This window comes from Alkalimonas sp. (genome assembly GCF_020831925.1).
GTDB lineage: Bacteria > Pseudomonadota > Gammaproteobacteria > Enterobacterales > Alteromonadaceae > Alkalimonas.
On the sequence record NZ_JAFIFQ010000018.1, the window covers coordinates 1 to 17,081 of the forward strand.

At 53.3% G+C, this 17,081-nt stretch carries 18 protein-coding genes; 11 read left to right on the forward strand and 7 right to left on the reverse strand.

Annotation, left to right across the window (positions count from 1 at the left end; genetic code table 11):
- Positions 1–75: 75 nt before the first annotated feature.
- The 3 genes from JJU14_RS07425 to JJU14_RS07435 all read right to left on the reverse strand — a co-directional run bounded on the left by JJU14_RS07425 (position 76) and on the right by JJU14_RS07435 (position 2,398).
- A complete protein-coding gene (locus JJU14_RS07425; RefSeq protein WP_228612134.1) occupies positions 76–663 on the reverse strand; it encodes a hypothetical protein in 588 nt (195 codons plus the stop codon).
- The gene (locus tag JJU14_RS07430; protein WP_228612136.1) at positions 660–2,078 is read right to left on the reverse strand and encodes a HAMP domain-containing sensor histidine kinase; all 1,419 of its coding nucleotides are present in this window, start codon (positions 2,076–2,078) and stop codon (positions 660–662) included. Before JJU14_RS07430 ends, JJU14_RS07425 begins: the two co-directional genes overlap by 4 nt.
- A gap of 137 nt (positions 2,079–2,215) precedes the next feature.
- Entirely contained in the window at positions 2,216–2,398 is a 183-nt protein-coding gene (locus JJU14_RS07435) for a hypothetical protein (protein WP_228612138.1), read from the reverse strand.
- A 583-nt stretch (positions 2,399–2,981) separates the two neighbouring features.
- Here JJU14_RS07435 and leuA point away from each other — a divergent pair.
- The 10 genes from leuA (at position 2,982) to JJU14_RS07485 (ending at position 11,809) form a co-directional block, all read left to right on the forward strand.
- Entirely contained in the window at positions 2,982–4,556 is a 1,575-nt protein-coding gene (leuA, locus tag JJU14_RS07440; protein WP_228612140.1) for a 2-isopropylmalate synthase, read from the forward strand.
- Positions 4,553–5,626 carry a 3-isopropylmalate dehydrogenase gene (leuB, locus tag JJU14_RS07445; RefSeq protein WP_228612142.1) on the forward strand — a complete coding sequence of 358 codons (1,074 nt, stop codon included), beginning with the start codon at positions 4,553–4,555 and terminating at the stop codon, positions 5,624–5,626. The genes leuA and leuB overlap by 4 nt, the downstream gene beginning before the upstream one ends.
- A 2-nt stretch (positions 5,627–5,628) precedes the next feature.
- Complete coding sequence (gene leuC, locus JJU14_RS07450) at positions 5,629–7,035, forward strand: 3-isopropylmalate dehydratase large subunit (RefSeq protein ID WP_228612144.1); 1,407 nt, start codon at positions 5,629–5,631, stop codon at positions 7,033–7,035.
- Positions 7,032–7,646 (forward strand): 3-isopropylmalate dehydratase small subunit, encoded by a 615-nt coding sequence (gene leuD / locus JJU14_RS07455; RefSeq protein WP_228612146.1) that lies wholly within the window; start codon positions 7,032–7,034, stop codon positions 7,644–7,646. The genes leuC and leuD overlap by 4 nt, the downstream gene beginning before the upstream one ends.
- Before the next feature lie 206 nt (positions 7,647–7,852).
- Positions 7,853–8,347 carry an energy transducer TonB gene (locus JJU14_RS07460; protein WP_228612149.1) on the forward strand — a complete coding sequence of 165 codons (495 nt, stop codon included), beginning with the start codon at positions 7,853–7,855 and terminating at the stop codon, positions 8,345–8,347.
- Between the two features lie 308 nt (positions 8,348–8,655).
- Entirely contained in the window at positions 8,656–9,384 is a 729-nt protein-coding gene (locus JJU14_RS07465; RefSeq protein WP_228612151.1) for an alpha/beta hydrolase, read from the forward strand.
- Positions 9,385–9,536: 152 nt separating this feature from the next.
- Positions 9,537–9,857, forward strand: a complete 321-nt coding sequence (locus JJU14_RS07470; protein WP_228612153.1) for a heavy metal-binding domain-containing protein — start codon at positions 9,537–9,539, stop codon at positions 9,855–9,857.
- Between the two features lie 2 nt (positions 9,858–9,859).
- Positions 9,860–10,120 carry a hypothetical protein gene (locus tag JJU14_RS07475; RefSeq protein WP_228612155.1) on the forward strand — a complete coding sequence of 87 codons (261 nt, stop codon included), beginning with the start codon at positions 9,860–9,862 and terminating at the stop codon, positions 10,118–10,120.
- Between the two features lie 24 nt (positions 10,121–10,144).
- Positions 10,145–11,323, forward strand: coding sequence for a serine hydrolase (locus JJU14_RS07480; RefSeq protein ID WP_228612157.1), 1,179 nt, complete (start codon positions 10,145–10,147; stop codon positions 11,321–11,323).
- Positions 11,324–11,413: 90 nt separating this feature from the next.
- Positions 11,414–11,809: a DUF4019 domain-containing protein gene (locus JJU14_RS07485; RefSeq protein WP_228612159.1), complete on the forward strand. Its 396-nt coding sequence runs from the start codon at positions 11,414–11,416 to the stop codon at positions 11,807–11,809.
- Positions 11,810–11,904: 95 nt separating this feature from the next.
- Here the strand turns inward: JJU14_RS07485 and JJU14_RS07490 are convergent, their stop codons facing one another.
- The 3 genes from JJU14_RS07490 to JJU14_RS07500 all read right to left on the reverse strand — a co-directional run bounded on the left by JJU14_RS07490 (position 11,905) and on the right by JJU14_RS07500 (position 14,271).
- Positions 11,905–12,666 (reverse strand): SDR family oxidoreductase, encoded by a 762-nt coding sequence (locus tag JJU14_RS07490; protein WP_228612161.1) that lies wholly within the window; start codon positions 12,664–12,666, stop codon positions 11,905–11,907.
- Positions 12,667–12,819: 153 nt separating this feature from the next.
- Positions 12,820–13,227, reverse strand: coding sequence for a hypothetical protein (locus tag JJU14_RS07495; protein WP_228612163.1), 408 nt, complete (start codon positions 13,225–13,227; stop codon positions 12,820–12,822).
- A 66-nt stretch (positions 13,228–13,293) separates the two neighbouring features.
- On the reverse strand, positions 13,294–14,271 hold the full coding sequence (locus JJU14_RS07500; RefSeq protein WP_228612165.1) for a DUF3667 domain-containing protein: 978 nt from the start codon (positions 14,269–14,271) through the stop codon (positions 13,294–13,296).
- Positions 14,272–14,426: 155 nt separating this feature from the next.
- Between JJU14_RS07500 and sthA the strand changes: the two genes are divergently transcribed.
- Positions 14,427–15,860 carry a Si-specific NAD(P)(+) transhydrogenase gene (sthA, locus tag JJU14_RS07505; RefSeq protein WP_228612167.1) on the forward strand — a complete coding sequence of 478 codons (1,434 nt, stop codon included), beginning with the start codon at positions 14,427–14,429 and terminating at the stop codon, positions 15,858–15,860.
- 65 nt (positions 15,861–15,925) lie between these two features.
- Here the strand turns inward: sthA and hemE are convergent, their stop codons facing one another.
- Entirely contained in the window at positions 15,926–16,999 is a 1,074-nt protein-coding gene (hemE, locus tag JJU14_RS07510; protein ID WP_228612169.1) for a uroporphyrinogen decarboxylase, read from the reverse strand.
- Positions 17,000–17,081: the final 82 nt, after the last annotated feature.

Sequence of the window (17,081 nt, forward strand, 5' to 3'; positions counted from 1 at the left end):
TCGCCTTCCAGTCGCAGCGTCAATAAGCGCAGTAAACTGGGATCATCATCCACCAGTAAGACGCGGCCTTCAGGGTTACTCATGATCCACTCCGTTATCCGGCTGATTCAAGCGGGCTTCAATCTGGGTCAGGGCTTCAATTTGCTGCTCCAGTTCCAGATTGCGGGCTCGCAGCTGCTCGTGCTCGTGCTGCACATCAGCCAGAGTGCGGCTCAGGGCACTGATGGCCGACTCGGCTTCCAGCAGTTTCTGATTAAAAGCCAGATCCCAGCCAAACAAGGCGGCCAAATCCGGTGACGCCAACATCAGGTGCTCGGCCAGCTGCATCTGGGCACGAAAACGGGTTAAGTAGTTATTTTCCGGGTGTAGCTGCATCAGGCTCATCTGGATCGCGGCTAGCTCAGGCTGCTCTTCCAACAGCCACTGCTCACGCTGCAGCGAGCTGCTACTCAGCACTTGCTGGCGAAACTGCAACCAGGCCAGCAGGCTGTTGCCATCATCCCCCAGGCTGAGTTGCAGCTCGGGTTCAGCAGTAGTATCCGGCTCCGGTTCAAACTCAACCAATTCCGCTACCGCCTCTGGCTCAGATGCAACCTGCTGCGAATTGAGCAACTGACAGCCCACCAGGCTCAGTAGCATCAGACCGTATAAGAGAACTTTCATACCAATTCCTCGGGCAAAGGCAGGCGAATACGTACACAAAAATCCGCCTGAGGTGAATCGACAATATCGGCTTTTCCGCCGAGCAAACGGGCGCAATCCGCTACAATGGAAAGACCAAGACCGGAACCCAGTACCTGATCATGGCGCGGGCTCTGACCACGCTGGAACGGCTCAAACAAACGTTCGCGCTGCTCGGGCGCGATGCTGTGGCCTTTATTGGCCACTTCCAGCCACCAATGCTGTTCGTGCTGCTGCAGCTCAATGCGCACTTCGCTGTTCTCGGCACCATAGGCCTGGGCATTGTTGATCAGGTTATCCAGAATTCGCCGGAACAGCATACCATCGGTATAGAGCTGCTCGACCAGGCAGTTCAGCTGAATGGCCTGGCCGCGTTGTTGCAACGCCAGGGTATGATCCTGCACACAGGCTTCAATCATGGCGCGGGCCGGGTGCCATTTCAACTCGGGCTTGGCTTGTTGCAGCAACCGGTTGTAATCGAGCAACTGTTCAGTCAGCTGACTGAGCCGGTCGGCACTGCCATTGAGCAAAGTCACTACTTCCTGCTGCTGCGGTGTCAGCGGGCCAACCAATTGTTCGGTTAATAAAGAACAGCCTTCCCGAATGCTGGATAACGGTGTTTTTAGTTCGTGCGAAGCGTGCCGCAGTAAAATCAGCCGCAAGGATTCCAGCTGCTGCAAACGACCGGCCAGCACCCGCAACTGCTCGCCCAGCTCCGTCAGCTCTTTTGGGCCTTGCACCCTGGCTTCAGGAAAGGGCTGCTGCCGGCCAATGGCGCGGATCATCCGCTCCAGCATGGTAACCGGGCTGGTAATACGGCGCGAACCCCAGATTACCAACAGCAGGGTTATAAACACCAACAAAATGGTTTGCCAGGTCAGCTGTTGCTGGGCTGAAGCCACATCGCGCTGCTGCGCGGCCAGTTGCAGCTCCAGCTGCTGCCAGATCTGCTGCGACAAACGGCTTTGCTGCTGCCGCAGTTGCTGCAATAAGGGTTCTAACTGGTCGGCACTTTGCTGGGCAAAGGATTGATTGAGCTGCTGTAGAGTGAGTTCTTGTTGCTGGCACAAGGTACTTTCGGTGAGTGACTGACAGACCTGAGGCAACAGTTGCTGGTAACTGGCCAGATGGTTTTGCGCCAGCCGGGCCAGGGCATCGGTTTTCAGCACGGCAAACTGGCGGATGGCACGCTCGATATCCACCACCTGGTTTTGCATTTGCTCCATCCGCCGCACGCTGGCAGCCGAGTTGCTGGCCTGCTCGACCGCTTGCTGGCTGATGCCGGTTAAAGCACGGTGACTTTGCCACATCAACACCGCTACCGGGATCAGCGCCAGCACAAAGCTGGACAACACCAATTGTCGCAACGAAGCGGTTTGCAGCAGTTGAAGTTTCATCGATGGGATACGGTCGTCCGATTTGGTTCAAGCATACCGTGTTTCAAGAAGAAGCGACAGTCTGTGGCCCGAGTAACCGGAGTGACCCAAGTAACCGGAATGAACCGAGCGACCAAGCCACAGACCATCAAGGGGATTTAGTTACCTGCAGCAGGCTCAGCCTCAGCAGGCAGTGGTGTTGCAGCACCAACAGATTCTGCCTGTTCACGTTCCCAGGTCAAAACGCCCTCGTTATTCAAGTCAATACGACGCAGCATGGCGGTAACCAGCATCAGATTCAGAATCAAAAAAGTGACCAGCGTAGCAATTACAGGGTCCATCGTCGTTCTCCTCAGGCGCTGTGATACAAAGTTCGTGATGAAATTCCAGCGCATTCTGAGGTAACTAATACAACTGTTGTGCCAACTTTATTAATCCATATAAATCATGGAGTTAAATTAATAAACAACCAGCATTCAGCCGATAAGTGTCTCCAATTGGCGACAGTAAAAAAGGGGTATTACAAAATTCATTTAAAAACAGATGCTTACACTGTCTTGGTTTTGCGACACTGGCCTGCCAGCTATAAAAACACGGACATTTCGCCTCGGGCCTGGCTGCCCCGACCACTGAAAAAGATCGACGTTTAGCCATCTATACTGTTGCAAGCCCGAAAAAATGGTGGTATTAATAGATGCACTACAAAAATAAGGCGAACCACAATGCCATTGAATGCTTGCGTTACCAGCATTATTTTCAACCTCCTCCTCCTTCGTATACTGCGCGGGGCGGATTGGTGCTGTTCGTAAGTTAAGTAGCCAAATTCTGAAAAACCCCGTGCCTAAGGCCGGGGTTTTTTGCTTTTGGGCAACGCCATCCCTGCCAGGGCATCACCCAGACAAGAACGATGAAAGGAAAAGCAGCATGAGTGCGGACAATAAAATCTGGATCTTCGACACCACCTTGCGCGATGGCGAACAGGCACTACGGGCCAGTTTAAGCCAGAAGCAAAAGATCCAACTGGCCCATGCCATCGCCCGGCTGAATGTCGATGTGATGGAGGTCGGCTTTCCGGTGTCTTCCCCTGGCGATTTCGACTCGGTGCAGCGCATTGCCCGGGAAGTGAAAGGACCAGTAATTTGCGGCCTGGCTCGCGCCGTTCCCGGTGATATTGAGGCCTGTGGCGAAGCCTTAAAAGCCGCCGAGCGCCGGCGTATTCATACCTTTATTGCCACCTCGCCACTGCATCTGGAATTCAAGCTGCGCAAAACCCTGCAACAAGCCACCGAGCAGGCCGTAGCGGCCATTATGCAGGCAAGCCGTTACACCGACGATATAGAATTTTCCTGCGAAGACGCCGGCCGTACCCCGATTGACGATCTGTGTTACATCGTCGAACGGGCCATTGCGGCCGGGGCCACCACCATCAATATCCCGGATACTGTCGGTTACACCATCCCCACCGAGTTTGCTGCCATCATTCAGGCGCTGAAGAACAAGGTACCGAACATCGATAAAGCCCGCTTAAGCGTGCATTGCCACAACGATCTGGGACTGGCGGTTGCTAACAGCATCAGTGCGGTTCAGGCCGGTGCCCGCCAGATTGAATGCACCGTCAATGGCATTGGCGAGCGGGCAGGCAACTGCTCGTTGGAAGAAGTGGCGATGATTGTGAAAACCCGTCAGGATGTGTTCGCGCCGCTGCACACCGACATTAAAACCACCGAGATTTACCGCAGCTCGCATCTGGTCAGCCAAATCTGCAATATGCCCATCCAGCCGAATAAGGCAGTGGTGGGCGAAAACGCCTTCGCCCATTCGTCCGGTATTCACCAGGATGGCGTGTTAAAGGCACAGAATACCTATGAAATCATGTCGCCAGAGCAGGTGGGCATTCGCCAGAACGAACTAAACCTGACCTCACGCTCTGGCCGCCATGTGATCCAACACCGTTTAAGCGATCTGGGCTACAGCAAAGACGATTACAACCTGGACGAGCTGTACCAGAGTTTTCTGGCACTGGCCGATCAGAAAGGCCGGGTGTTTGATTACGATTTGGAAGCCCTGGTGTTTTTTCAAAACCTGCAAGAGCAGGATGAATTCTACCGGCTGGAGTTTTTAAGCTCCTCCACCCATACCGGCCATGTAGCCAGTGCCACCGTTGGCCTGCGTTGTGGCGATGAATTGCTGACCGAAGCGGCCACCGGCAATGGCCCGGTCGAAGCAGCTTTTCAGGCCATTCAGCGCATCAGCAAGCTGCCGGTCAGTATGGTCGACTTTAACTTAAGCGCCAAAGGCAGCGGCGAAGATGCGCTGGGCCAGGTGGATATCATCGCCGAATTTGAAGGCCGACGTTTCCATGGTGCCGGCCTTGCCACCGATATTGTCCGGGCCTCGGTGCTGGCCTATGTGCATGTATTAAATATGATTCAACGCGCCCAGCAAGTAGATGCCTGCAAACAGGCGCGCCAACGAACCACAGGAGCAGAAACAGAATGAGTGCAACAAGTTACCAGGTAGCCGTACTGGCCGGCGATGGCATTGGGCCGGAAGTGATGGCCGAAGCCATCAAAGTGTTGCAAGCGGTCGAGCAGCGGTTTGGCCTGTCGTTCCAGTTAACCGAAGCCCTGATTGGGGGTGCAGCCATCGATGCCGAAGGCCAGCCACTGCCGCCCCACACTTTATCCATTTGCCAGCAAAGCGATGCCATCCTGTTTGGCTCGGTCGGTGGCCCCAAGTGGACCGGGCTGGCGCCGGACCAGCAGCCCGAGCGCGGCTCTTTGCTGCCACTGCGTAAAACCTTTGATTTATTCTGCAATCTGCGTCCTGGGCAGATTTACCCGGCTTTTGCCGAGTTATCACCGCTGCACCCACGCGTCAGCAGCCAGGGCATGGATGTACTGTGCGTGCGCGAGCTGACCGGCGGCATCTACTTTGGCGAAAAAGGCCGCGGTGAGGACAGCGCCTTTGATACCCAGACCTACAGCAAAGCAGAAATCAGCCGCATAGCCCGGGTTGCTTTTGAAGCCGCCCAAAAACGCAGCCACAAAGTGACCTCCATCGACAAAGCCAATGTGCTGCAAACCAGCATTTTATGGCGCGAAGTGGTAACCGAAGTGGCCCGTGATTTCCCGGATGTTGAGCTGGAACATATGTACATCGACAACGCCGCCATGCAATTGATCCGCAGCCCGCAGCAGTTTGATGTGCTGCTGTGCGACAACCTGTTTGGCGATATTTTGTCCGACGAACTGGCGGCCATTGCCGGCTCACTGGGCCTGCTGCCTTCGGCCAGCTTAAACGGCAGTGGCTTTGGCTTGTACGAGCCAGCCGGCGGCAGTGCGCCGGATATCGCCGGAAAAGGCATTGCCAACCCCATTGCACAAATTTTAAGTGCCGCCCTGATGCTGCGTTACAGCTTTGGCCAGGAAGATGCAGCCAAAGCCATTGAACAGGCAGTGCAGCAGTGCCTGCAACAAGGCATTGTAACCCGGGATATTCAACCCGATTCTTGCTATGGCACCGCCGATGTCGGCAGTGCCATCGCCAACGCTATTGCAGGAGCCTGACCATGGGCCAGACTTTATACCAGAAAATTTATCAAAGCCATGTCGTGGGCCAGCTGAATGCTAGCACCGACTTGTTGTACGTCGATCGCCATCTGATCCACGAAGTGACCTCACCACAGGCCTTTGCTGGCTTAAAGCAAGCCAACCGGCCTGTACGACGGCCAGATCTGACCTTCGCCACCATGGATCACAACGTGTCTACCCAGCGTCGCAGTATGGATGCTGCCGGTGAAACCTCACGCAAACAGCTGGAAGCTCTGGCGCAGAACTGCGATGAGCACCGCATCCCCTTGCTGGATTTAACCCATCCGGATCAGGGCATTGTGCATGTGATTGGCCCGGAGTTGGGCTTAACTCAGCCCGGTATGATCATTGTCTGCGGTGACTCGCATACCTCTACCCATGGCGCTTTTGGGGCTCTGTCCTTTGGCATCGGTACTTCGGAAGTTGAGCATGTGCTGGCTACCCAGACACTGCCACAGCAACAGGCAAAAACGTTGAAAATAGACATCAACGGCGCACTGTCACCCCACGTGACGCCAAAAGATGTGATCCTGGCCGTGATTGGCGAGCTGGGCACCGCCGGTGGCAATGGCTATGTGGCGGAGTTTAGCGGCAGTGCCATTCGCGCCATGAGCATGGAAGGTCGCATGACGCTGTGCAATATGAGCATCGAAATGGGGGCCAAAGCTGGCTTGATTGCGCCGGATGACACCACCATCACCTATTTAAAAGGCAAAGAACATGCGCCAACAGCCGAGCACTGGGATGCGGCAGTGGCTTACTGGCAAAGCCTGTACTCCGACGATGACGCTGTGTTTGATAAGGTGGTCTTTATTGATGCCAGCCGTATCAAACCTCAGATCAGCTGGGGCACCAGCCCGGAGCAGGTGATTGCAGTAGATCAGCCAATCCCGGCAGCAGAGGCTTTTAGCGAGCAGAGCAAGCAAGATGCGGCCCGCCGTGCCTATGAATACATGGGGCTAACCCCAGGCCAGAAGCTGACAGACTTGACGGTCGATGTGGTCTTTATCGGCTCCTGCACCAACAGCCGGATTGAAGATTTACGCGCCGCGGCCAGCCTGGTAGAGGGCAAACAGGTAGCCGAGGGCGTGCGCGCTCTTATCGTACCGGGCTCCGGTCAGGTCAAGCGTCAGGCCGAAAGCGAAGGCTTGGCCACTATTTTCAAAGCCGCTGGTTTTGAATGGCGCGAGCCGGGCTGCTCCATGTGCCTGGGCATGAACGACGACCGGGTCGAAGCTGGCCAGCGCTGCGCCTCGACCAGCAACCGTAACTTTGAAGGTCGCCAGGGCCGTGGCAGCCGTACCCACCTGGTTAGCCCGACCATGGCCGCAGCTGCCGCCATCGCCGGCCGTTTTGTTGATATCACCACAGGAGATTGGGCATGAATCCAAGCATCCACCACTTATTCGCTAGCGGCCTGGTCTGCCCACTGGATAAAAACAACGTCGATACCGATCAGATCATTCCGAAACAGTTTCTGACCTCGGTGAGCCGGGATGGTTTTGCCGAAGCACTGTTTTACGACTGGCGCTATCTGGCCGATGGCAGCCCAAACCCGGACTTTGTGCTGAACTACCCACAATACCAAGGGGCAAGCATCTTGCTGAGCCGGGCCAACTTCGGCTGTGGCTCCAGCCGTGAGCATGCGCCCTGGGCACTGCAGCAGTATGGTTTTCAGGTGATTATTGCCGAAAGCTTTGCCGATATTTTCTACAACAATTGCGCCAACAATGGCATGCTGCTGATAGCGCTGAGCAAAGGCAACATCGACAGCCTGTTCACCCGCTGCAGCGAAGGGCCGCAGCAGTGGCACATTGATTTAAAAAATCAGGAAATTCGCTTTGGCAACAATGCCGCGCTCGGCTTTGAGATTGATCCGGACATCAAGCAGCGCCTGTTAAGCGGGCTGGATTTTATCGGCAGCAGCGAGCAATTCGCACCGCAAATCAGCGACTTTGAACAAAGCCGCAAAGCCAGCCAGCCCTGGCTGGGTTAAGTCACTCATTGGTCCATCACAGGCCCTCACCAGATGAGGGCCTGTCCACTCACTGAACTCACCGTTTCACTGAAAAACACATCTTTTAATTTTAATTACAAAATCACTGTGTTATTTTAACAGTCGCTTCGCTTTCACAGCAAAGTAAACTCATTCAATATTTTACGCAGCGTCACAGCAGTGACATAGCCAAGGGATAGGTAGCTATGACTATAAAACGGAACAGAACAGCATTGATCGGTTTTTTTGTCGGAATGGTGCTACTGGCTGGCTGCAGCAGCAACCAGTCCTCAGAGCAGTTTAGCGACTTACCCCTGACCGAGGCAGCACTGCGTGCTCCTGAGTGGCACAGCCTCCAACGCTATGAAGCGCTTTATCCGGTTGATGAGGCACGCGCGGGCAATAGCGGCTGTGCAACCGTTGAGTATGTCATTACCCCCGACTACCGGATTACCGATGTCAAAACCACACACTCAACCAGCAGGCACTTCGCACAGCAAGCACGGCAGGCAATTACCCGCCTGAATTTTGCTAATGTTGCTTCCGGAATCTTAACCGAACCGGTAAAAACAAGAACACGCTTCGAGTTTTGCCTGCAAAACAATGACGGTGACTGTGCTGTCAGCATGCTGCAACAAGAGCGGCACTGTCAGGGGACTGATGTATTCTTTTCCATTGGTTCTCGGGTAAAAAGGCTATGACATTTCCAGGAAGTTCAGGTGCAGGTTTTCAAGCAAGCAACTCAACAAGCCACTTCATCCGGTACTGTGTTGTGTCCGCACTCTGCCTTTGGCTGACAGGTTGCGCCCAGCTAGTAGCCTTTAAAATCAATGATCATATCAAGCCCAGATCCAGCACACAGGATGAAGGCGAGTTGTTACAGGCAAACCATTACCGGCACTGCCTTGAGCCTGGCTCCTGCATCAGTTACTGGCACATTCAACCGACGGATGAGCCCATCGATTATACATTTAAGCTTACTGTTCAGACACCTACCGATGCTTGGAGCATGACAACTAACCTCTCGACCGATGATCAGAATCTATTTCAGGGCACCATGTTGATTCTACCCTGCTATAGCTGCACCAAAGAAACGATGGGATGGCATGCTGCCTATTTCAGGCATCTTGGATTCAATGTATTGCTGCCGGATTTATTAGGCCATGGCGACTCAAGCCCTGGTTTGGGTTTTGGGATTAAAGATGCGCAATTACTCGAGCAAATCATCCACAAGCATCATGAACTACCAAAACCTTTGTTGGTGACCGCACTATCGATGGGGGCTTATACCGCAGCGCATTTGCAGCACCAGCTGGATGTGGATGGCATGATCTGGATTGCACCCAGTGTGCAGTTTGATGATGCTGTGTCGCTGTACCCGCAACTTAGTGGCTCGCGTTGGCACCGGCTTATCCCGGCAACGTCGTTGCGAAAAGGTGCTGAACTGGCGTTAAAAAAAGCCAACATCACGCTGGCGCAAACCAATCTGCTGGACTATCCACCGCTCTCGCGCTCACTGGTTTTACTCTCAGATCATGATCTCATAGCCCCCTATGATCACTACTTAGCCTGGAGTGAGCTGCCGCACATTGATCTGTTCAACCTGACGGAATACCAGCACTTTCTAATGATGGCCATAACGCCAGACAAACATGAGATGATCTTCAGTTGGCTCAAGCAGCTTGCCCCCCTGGCGGCCCAGACCGCTCATGCTGTCGAGCAGAATGAGTCCGATTAACGGTGTTTGCTTTTGTTGTACCCTATACATTTTTAGTTACAAAACGACATGCTGCTAACACTTACATTATGCCGTAAGCTGGGCTAGTTTGAGAACTTGTTACTCTTGCGACTTTGTTTCTCTTGCTACTTACGTTACTGAGGAGACTTGCCATGCTGTTCACAACCACCGATTCATTACCCGGCTATCAGATCCAGGCTGTGCTTGGCGTTGTCACCGGCAATGTGGTGCAATCCAAGCATGTCGGCCGCGATATTATGGCCGGGCTTAAAGGCATTGTTGGCGGCGAGCTAAAAGGCTACACCCAGATGATGAGCGAAGCCCGCGACAAAGCCATTCAGCGACTGGTCGAAGAAGCCACCCAACTGGGAGCCGACGCCGTGGTTGGCATTCGCTTTAGTACCAGCTCAATTCTGGCCGGCTCCAGCGAGCTGCTGGCTTATGGTACTGCCGTCAAATTGCAGCGGGCCTGAAGATGAATCAACTCAATGAGCAGCAAGCCAAGGCCGCCGCCGATGCCCTGCTTGGCCCGCAGCAGGCAACCATTGATGCCAAAAGGCAACATCAACAGGCGGCTCAGCAAAAAGCCAGCGCACACCGCAAACGCATGGCATGGGCCCTGCCCTGCCTGGCTGGCGGCCTTGCTCTGGGCATGATGCATACAGCCCCACTTTTGTCGGCGATACTGGCGGTTCTTGCTATCGCCACACTTGTCACCTTTATCGTCCGACAATAGACCAAACTGCTCAGGGAAGAATATATGCACACCAGACTAGCCAATCTTTCCATCAGCCTCTTGCTGTTTGTTACCGCTTGTACGGCCAAACCACTACTATCAGTGACTTCAGCCGATCAATCCCCCGAAGCTACAAGCCTTTTCAATTGGCATCAGGCTAGTATTGCGTCCGGGTTTTCCGGCCTGGCTTTGGTGGTTCAGGACGACAACATCCTGCTCAAACAGGCCTATGGACTGGCCGACTATGAAGCTGGCCGAGCATTTACCACCGAAACCGTCTTTGATACCGGCTCTGTCACCAAGCAATTTACCTCTGCGGCAATTCTCACCCTGCAACAGCAAGGGCTCTTGTCGGTGCAGGATACCTTAGCGCAGTTTTTTCACGATGTGCCGGCAGATAAAGCCGGTATTAGCCTGCATCAGTTGCTAACCCACAGTGCCGGCCTGGTTGATAATCTCAAAGGTGGTGATTACAGCGCGGTTTCGCGCCAGCAGTTTCTGCAGCAGCTGTTTGCTTCCAAGCTGCACAGTGCTCCCGGCACCGAGTTTGCGTATTCAAACGCAGGCTATGGTTTGTTAGGCCTGGTGATAGAGCAGGTTTCAGGCCAAAGTTATGAGGCTTACCTGCAGCAATGGCTGTTTCAACCGGCGGGTATGCAGTATACCGGTTATGTGCAGCCCAAGTGGCAACCAGAGCAACTCGCTGTCGGCTACTATCAGGACCGACGCTGGTTTCAGCGGCTAAGACATGGTCTGAGCAAGAACGAGCTCCCGGCCAGGCGCTGGGGCAGCCCATTGGATCACAGCTGGGCAGAGGATGGCCCCTGGTGGAATCTGCATGCCAATGGCGGTTTGCTTTCCAGCCTGGATGATTTGTATCTGTGGTATCAGGCGTTGCAGTCGGACAAAATTCTGAACGATGAACAACGTAGCCTGCTGTTTACACCTCACCAGGCCACAACCCGGCCCGGGCTCTACTACGGTTACGGCTGGATAATCGACAACAGCAACCCGGATGATGGCACCGTGATCCGCCACGGTGGCTCCAATGGCTTATTTACCATGGACTTTCGTATCCAACGACAGGCAGAACAGCAACTATTGCTGCTATGGATGACCAACTATTCGGATCAATTCTTCAGCCAGAATCGTGATGCTTTGCTGCACGCAGTACCGTTCGATCACCTTAAAAAGCACAAATAAAGAACTTTTTTTTCACAAAATAATTGTTTAATATTGCAAACAGGCAGCGGAACTGTCCCGCTGTTTTCAAATAATGGAGCCGGATGCCTTATGAAAAATCTCCTGATTGCCACCTGTTGCCTGCTACTGAGTAGCTTTTGCTTTGCCAGTGAGCATGGAAAAAACACGGCCTTGAACTGGCTGCAACTGATTGATCAGGGCCAGTATGAAACCAGCTGGCAGCAAGCCGGCTCAATGGTGCAACAACAACTGAGCGCAAGCCAATGGCAGGACACACTGCACAAGGCACGGCAGCCTTTCGGTGCCTTGCAAAACCGCGCAGTGCTGAGTCAGCAAGAGCACGCCTCCTTACCCGGTCTGCCGGATGGTCGCTACCTGGTGCTGACCTTGCAAAGCCAGTTTGAACACAAGGCCGAGGCCGTTGAAACCCTGACACTGAGCTTTGAGCAAGGTGAGTGGCGAGCGATTGGTTATTTTATCCGGTAGGCCAGCTTCGCCAACCACCAGGATGGCAAAGGCTTTGGTTCAGACTGTTATTTCCCCACTGGTAGCTTTAACCCTAGCCTTGTGATCATTGCCTGCTATCGCATGCCCTTATGCTGTGCTCCATCGATGGAAATGCATTCTCCGGTTACCCAGTGCGCACGGGGCGAGGCCAAAAATACAGCCACATCTGCAATCTCTTCGGCAGTGCCAAGGCGTCCGGCCGGGATGCTGGCTGTCGCCATCTGGTAGATCTCAGGTTGTTCAGCCTTTATGTGAGCCCAGATCCCGCCCGGAAACTCGGTTGAGCCTGGCGCGATCGCATTGGCTCGGATCCCCTGTGCCGCATGCATTACCGCCAGCTTTTTGGCATAGGCGATAAGCGCAGCCTTGGCAGCCGTGTAGCCGTAATCTGGCATAGGATCACACTCTAGGCCGGAGGTTGATGAAACCAATACAATGGAGCCACTGCCCTGCTCAAGCATCCAGGGAATAACCTGCTCACAGGCATGGACGGCTGCCATTAGATCGACCTTCAAGCTGGCATCCCAGTCCTGCAGGCTTGGCCCTACTGCCAGCGCCGAGGCGTTATGTACCAGAATATCAACACCACCCAAAGCCGCTCTGGCAGCGTCGATAAAAGCCGACAGGGCTTTTGGGTCCGCGACATCGCAACTCGCCGCATAGACGTTGACACCCGTCTGATTAAGTTCATGCTCGGTTTTGCGGAGTGCGGTTTCATCACGGGCGCAAATTGCGACATTCGCGCCTTCGGCAGCGAGGCCTAAAGCAATAGCGCGGCCTATGCCACGGCTGGCACCAAGAACGATGCAGTTACGACCTTTAAGTTTGAGATCCATAGGAAAGTAGCCATAGTGAGGTGATAACTCTCAGTATAGATTTCACTGAAAGAAAAGGGGGTCTTTTAAGCACAATTTTCTACGCTAACCCGACCATTAAGTTACTGATGAAAGGGAGCTTAAAGTCTATCTGGTATGGTGCGATGCAAAGGGTTAACTGCCGGCAGAGACATAGCTCACCGTGAGCTTATCCCGCCGGCCCCAACTGTGTTCCGCTTTAAATTCAGAGCCGCTTAACTCCTTTTCGATAAAAAGCTCAGTGTTGGACAGCCAGCGGATCGGGTGTGGAAAATGCTCCGGGTGCCCTCTTTCGATAAAGATATTGCCACTTTTGTTCGGCAGTTTCGCCTTTGCCTTCAGAATAGAAATTTGGGTACTAAAATCGGTAGTGGCACCGCAGTCTCGTTGAAAGATCACTGCTTTATAGCGCTTATCCGGCGAGATTATTTCGGCATGCACTTCGTTAGCGCACATACCTCCGGCCATGGTATGCAGTATCACCCCAACGAAGGCAATGGGCAGCACCACAATGAATAGGACAATCTTTATCAGTGTCTTCATCTAAACCTCATCAGCAAAACACGATTAAAAAACTTGTGTAGGCTCTTTCCTGCGAAGGGCAGCGCACTACATCCACAACACACTCAGCACTATCAGCGCCAGAAAAGCGCAGAGGAAAATCAGGTTGTAGATGGAACTGGTAAGCCAAAACTTCAGCACCGTTTTGCTCCAACCCTGCTGGTAGTAAAATTTCTGGCACAGCAGCAAGTACAAAGGGATCCACCACAGCAAAGCGGTTTTCAACCAGCCCACCGAGCTGGCCAGCCAGGGCCAGGGGATGCTGCTTTGCAGCATGCCAAGCAGCAACACAAAAACGCCCATTTGCAAAATAAAGCTGTGGCTATGCAGCGCCAGGATCAGGTGCTCCATGTAAAAACGGTTGGAGCGGATGTACATCAGCTTCAGTAGCAAGGCAAACAGCGGTAGCAGCAAAAACATCATTTGCGGTGCCAGTGAAAAAAACTTATTGATTGCGAGTTTAGGGCTGGCTATCAACGCATTAAAACGCTCATCAACCCGCTGCTGGGTTGCATCGGAAAGAAAAGGCAGTGGCAAAGCATAGGGCAGCTTTTCCACGCCAACAAACTGAGTTGGTCCATTGTCAGGCGCTGTTGTTGCGTCACCACGGGCCTCGGCCTCAATTTTTTGCATCAGCTCGCGCAGGGTTAGTTGGCTGCCATCCTCAATTTCTATAAGAATGCTGTCAGGATCGGTGTGAGAACTTTCTTCAATCGCCTGATGCGGGACCAACTGGGCAAGAATGAGAAAGGTGAGTACCGAGGTAAAAATATACAATCGCAGCGGCGGCACATAGGGCACCCGATGCCCCTGCACATAGCGTCTGGTTAAAAAGCCAGGACGAAACCACAGCGGCCACAAAGTGCGCCATAAACGGCTGTCCCAGTTGCTAAATTCGCCAAAAAACTCGCTCAAAACCCCGCTTAAGTTTCGAATGTAGCTCTTTTTCTCCTGACCGCAGTGATGGCAGAAGGCCCCTTGCAGGGCAGTGCCGCAGTTATCGCAGTGTTTTAGCAAGGTTTCCATGCTGTTTATTCTTGTTATGTAAAAGTCCTGTACTGATTTTACGTGAGCGCTGGGTTTTGGCAATAGCCCGCATAAAAGCTGCCGTACCGACCATGGTCGGCTTTTTTTCAGTGTGAAATCAGGCTATTGTTATACTAATTTTGAAACTGGCTGAGATGGAGCCGCCTGTGGCGACAAAAACCAAGCAAAAAACCCCTGCTTACGACTTTGATAGCATTATTATCGGCACCGGTCCCGGCGGTGAAGGCGCAGCCATGAGCCTGGCGAAAAGTGGCCAGCAGGTCGCAGTCATTGAACGCTATCAATCGGTTGGCGGTGGTTGCACCCATTGGGGCACCATCCCATCCAAAGCGCTACGCCATTCGGTCAGCCGCTACATTGAATACAAAGAAAACCCGCTGTTTCAGCTGGATGAAAACAAAACCCATCTGACCTTTGATGAAATCTTAAAGCATGCCGCTGGCGTGATCCGCAAACAGGTGCGACTACGCAGCAGCTTTTACGATCGCAACCGGGTGACCATTTTCCATGGCGATGCCACCTTTATTGGCCCGCATCAGCTGGAAATCACCGAAGCCGATGGGTCTAAGCAAGTGATCAGCGCCGCCAATATTGTCATTGCCAGTGGCTCGCGCCCGTACCGGCCGGCCAATGTCGATTTTAACCACCCACGCATTTACGACAGCGATACCATTTTGTCGCTGCGCGATGATCCACGCCATGTCATTATTTATGGTGCCGGGGTCATTGGCTGTGAGTACGCCTCTATTTTCCGTGGCCTTGGGGTGCGGGTGGATCTGGTGAATAACCGCGATCGTCTGCTGGCCTTTATGGACAGCGAAATCTCCGACTCGCTGAGCTACCACTTCTGGAATTCCGGCATCAATATTCGCCACGGCGAAGAGTTCGAAAGCATTGAGGGCCGGGACGATGGTGTGGTGATGCACTTAAAATCCGGCAAAAAAATGAAAGCCGACTGCATTCTGTTTGCCAACGGCCGTACCGGTAACACCGATAGCCTGAATCTGGCAGCTGTGGGGCTAAAAGCCGATGGCCGGGGTCAGCTAAAGGTAAACGACAACTATCAGACCGAGGTGCCGCATATCTATGCGGTTGGCGATGTGATTGGCTACCCAAGCCTGGCTAGTGCTGCCTACGATCAGGGCCGGATTGTCGGCACCGCCATTGTCAAAGGCAACTGCGAAACCCGTTTAATTGAAGACATTCCGGTTGGCATTTACACCATTCCGGAAATAAGCTCAGTGGGTAAAACCGAGCAGGAGCTCACTGCAGCCCGCATTCCCTACGAAGTAGGTCGGGCGCAGTTCAAACATCTGGCCCGGGCGCAAATAGCCAACACCAATGCCGGCAGCCTGAAACTGCTGTTTCACCGTGAAACGAAAGAAATCTTGGGCATTCACTGCTTTGGCGAGCGGGCAGCGGAAATCGTCCATATCGGCCAGGCTATTATGATGCAAAAAGATGGTGGCAATACCATTGAGTACTTTGTGCATACCACCTTCAATTACCCGACCATGGCCGAAGCCTACCGGGTGGCGGCATTAAATGGGTTAAACCGGTTGTTTTAAGGTGTAGCACTGCCTTTAAACGCACAAAGCCTGGCAGTTGCCGGGCTTTGTGCGTTTTACCGAATTTAATCATCGGTATTCATATGGTAGGTCGGGCTAAAGGATTGCACTGCCTCGACAAACACACTCACCCGCTCTGGATCCACATCCGGCGTAATACCATGACCCAGGTTAAACACATGGCCGGTGCCCTGACCATAACCATCCAGAATGGTCTGTACTTCCTGGCGAATGCGTTCTGGGGTACCCAGTAAAATATTCGGGTCCATATTGCCTTGCAGAGCCACCTTATCGCCAATGCGCTTTCGCGCCTGGCCAATATCCATGGTCCAGTCCAGGCCAACACCATCGCAACCGGTGGCTGCGATTTGTTCCAGCCAAAGGCCGCCATTTTTGGTGAACAAGGTCACCGGTACCTTGCGGCCGTCGGCTTCGCGGGTTAAACCGTCGACAATTTGCTGCATGTAACTGAGCGAATGCTCTTTGTAATCACGCGGGGTCAGCACACCACCCCAGGTATCAAAAATCATCACCGACTGCGCACCAGCGGCAATTTGTGCATTCAGGTACAAGATGACACTTTGCGCCAGCTTATCCAGCAGCATATGCAGCACTTCCGGCTCGCTGTACATCATTTTCTTAATAATGCTGAAGGTTTTGCTGCTACCGCCTTCGACCATATAGGTAGCCAGCGTCCAAGGGCTGCCGGAGAAGCCAATCAGCGGCACTTCGCCGTTCAGCTCGCGGCGAATGGTACGCACCGCATCCATCACATAACGCAATTCCTGCTCAGGATCGGGTATTGGCAAGTTGACCACTTCCATAAAGTCACGGATTGGTCGCTCAAACTTAGGTCCTTCACCAGCACCAAAGTACAAGCCCAGCCCCATCGCATCCGGGATGGTCAAAATATCGCTGAATAAAATAGCTGCGTCCATCGGATAACGGCGTAGCGGCTGCATGGTCACTTCACATGCAAGCTCCGGGTTTTTGCACAGCGACATAAAGTCGCCAGCCTGAGCACGGGTAGCACGGTACTCTGGCAGGTAGCGACCGGCCTGGCGCATCATCCAGATTGGGGTACGATCTACAGGTTCTTTGCACAAGGCGCGCAGGTAACGATCATTTTTTAATTGCATGATGGGATCTGTCCTCGGAGTGAATGGTGCTATCTTAGCATTGCTGCAGCCAGTGCTCTAGTTCCAATGCGGATCCGAATCA

Excerpts from the sequence above, each read along its gene's own strand:
- JJU14_RS07425 (WP_228612134.1), bottom strand. The coding sequence starts at position 663 with ATGAAAGTTCTCTTATACGGTCTGATGCTACTGAGCCTGGTGGGCTGT.
- JJU14_RS07430 (WP_228612136.1), bottom strand. The coding sequence starts at position 2,078 with ATGAAACTTCAACTGCTGCAAACCGCTTCGTTGCGACAATTGGTGTTG.
- JJU14_RS07435 (WP_228612138.1), bottom strand. The coding sequence starts at position 2,398 with ATGGACCCTGTAATTGCTACGCTGGTCACTTTTTTGATTCTGAATCTG.
- leuA (WP_228612140.1), top strand. The coding sequence starts at position 2,982 with ATGAGTGCGGACAATAAAATCTGGATCTTCGACACCACCTTGCGCGAT.
- leuB (WP_228612142.1), top strand. The coding sequence starts at position 4,553 with ATGAGTGCAACAAGTTACCAGGTAGCCGTACTGGCCGGCGATGGCATT.
- leuC (WP_228612144.1), top strand. The coding sequence starts at position 5,629 with ATGGGCCAGACTTTATACCAGAAAATTTATCAAAGCCATGTCGTGGGC.
- leuD (WP_228612146.1), top strand. The coding sequence starts at position 7,032 with ATGAATCCAAGCATCCACCACTTATTCGCTAGCGGCCTGGTCTGCCCA.
- JJU14_RS07460 (WP_228612149.1), top strand. The coding sequence starts at position 7,853 with ATGACTATAAAACGGAACAGAACAGCATTGATCGGTTTTTTTGTCGGA.
- JJU14_RS07465 (WP_228612151.1), top strand. The coding sequence starts at position 8,656 with ATGACAACTAACCTCTCGACCGATGATCAGAATCTATTTCAGGGCACC.
- JJU14_RS07470 (WP_228612153.1), top strand. The coding sequence starts at position 9,537 with ATGCTGTTCACAACCACCGATTCATTACCCGGCTATCAGATCCAGGCT.
- JJU14_RS07475 (WP_228612155.1), top strand. The coding sequence starts at position 9,860 with ATGAATCAACTCAATGAGCAGCAAGCCAAGGCCGCCGCCGATGCCCTG.
- JJU14_RS07480 (WP_228612157.1), top strand. The coding sequence starts at position 10,145 with ATGCACACCAGACTAGCCAATCTTTCCATCAGCCTCTTGCTGTTTGTT.
- JJU14_RS07485 (WP_228612159.1), top strand. The coding sequence starts at position 11,414 with ATGAAAAATCTCCTGATTGCCACCTGTTGCCTGCTACTGAGTAGCTTT.
- JJU14_RS07490 (WP_228612161.1), bottom strand. The coding sequence starts at position 12,666 with ATGGATCTCAAACTTAAAGGTCGTAACTGCATCGTTCTTGGTGCCAGC.
- JJU14_RS07495 (WP_228612163.1), bottom strand. The coding sequence starts at position 13,227 with ATGAAGACACTGATAAAGATTGTCCTATTCATTGTGGTGCTGCCCATT.
- JJU14_RS07500 (WP_228612165.1), bottom strand. The coding sequence starts at position 14,271 with ATGGAAACCTTGCTAAAACACTGCGATAACTGCGGCACTGCCCTGCAA.
- sthA (WP_228612167.1), top strand. The coding sequence starts at position 14,427 with ATGGAGCCGCCTGTGGCGACAAAAACCAAGCAAAAAACCCCTGCTTAC.
- hemE (WP_228612169.1), bottom strand. The coding sequence starts at position 16,999 with ATGCAATTAAAAAATGATCGTTACCTGCGCGCCTTGTGCAAAGAACCT.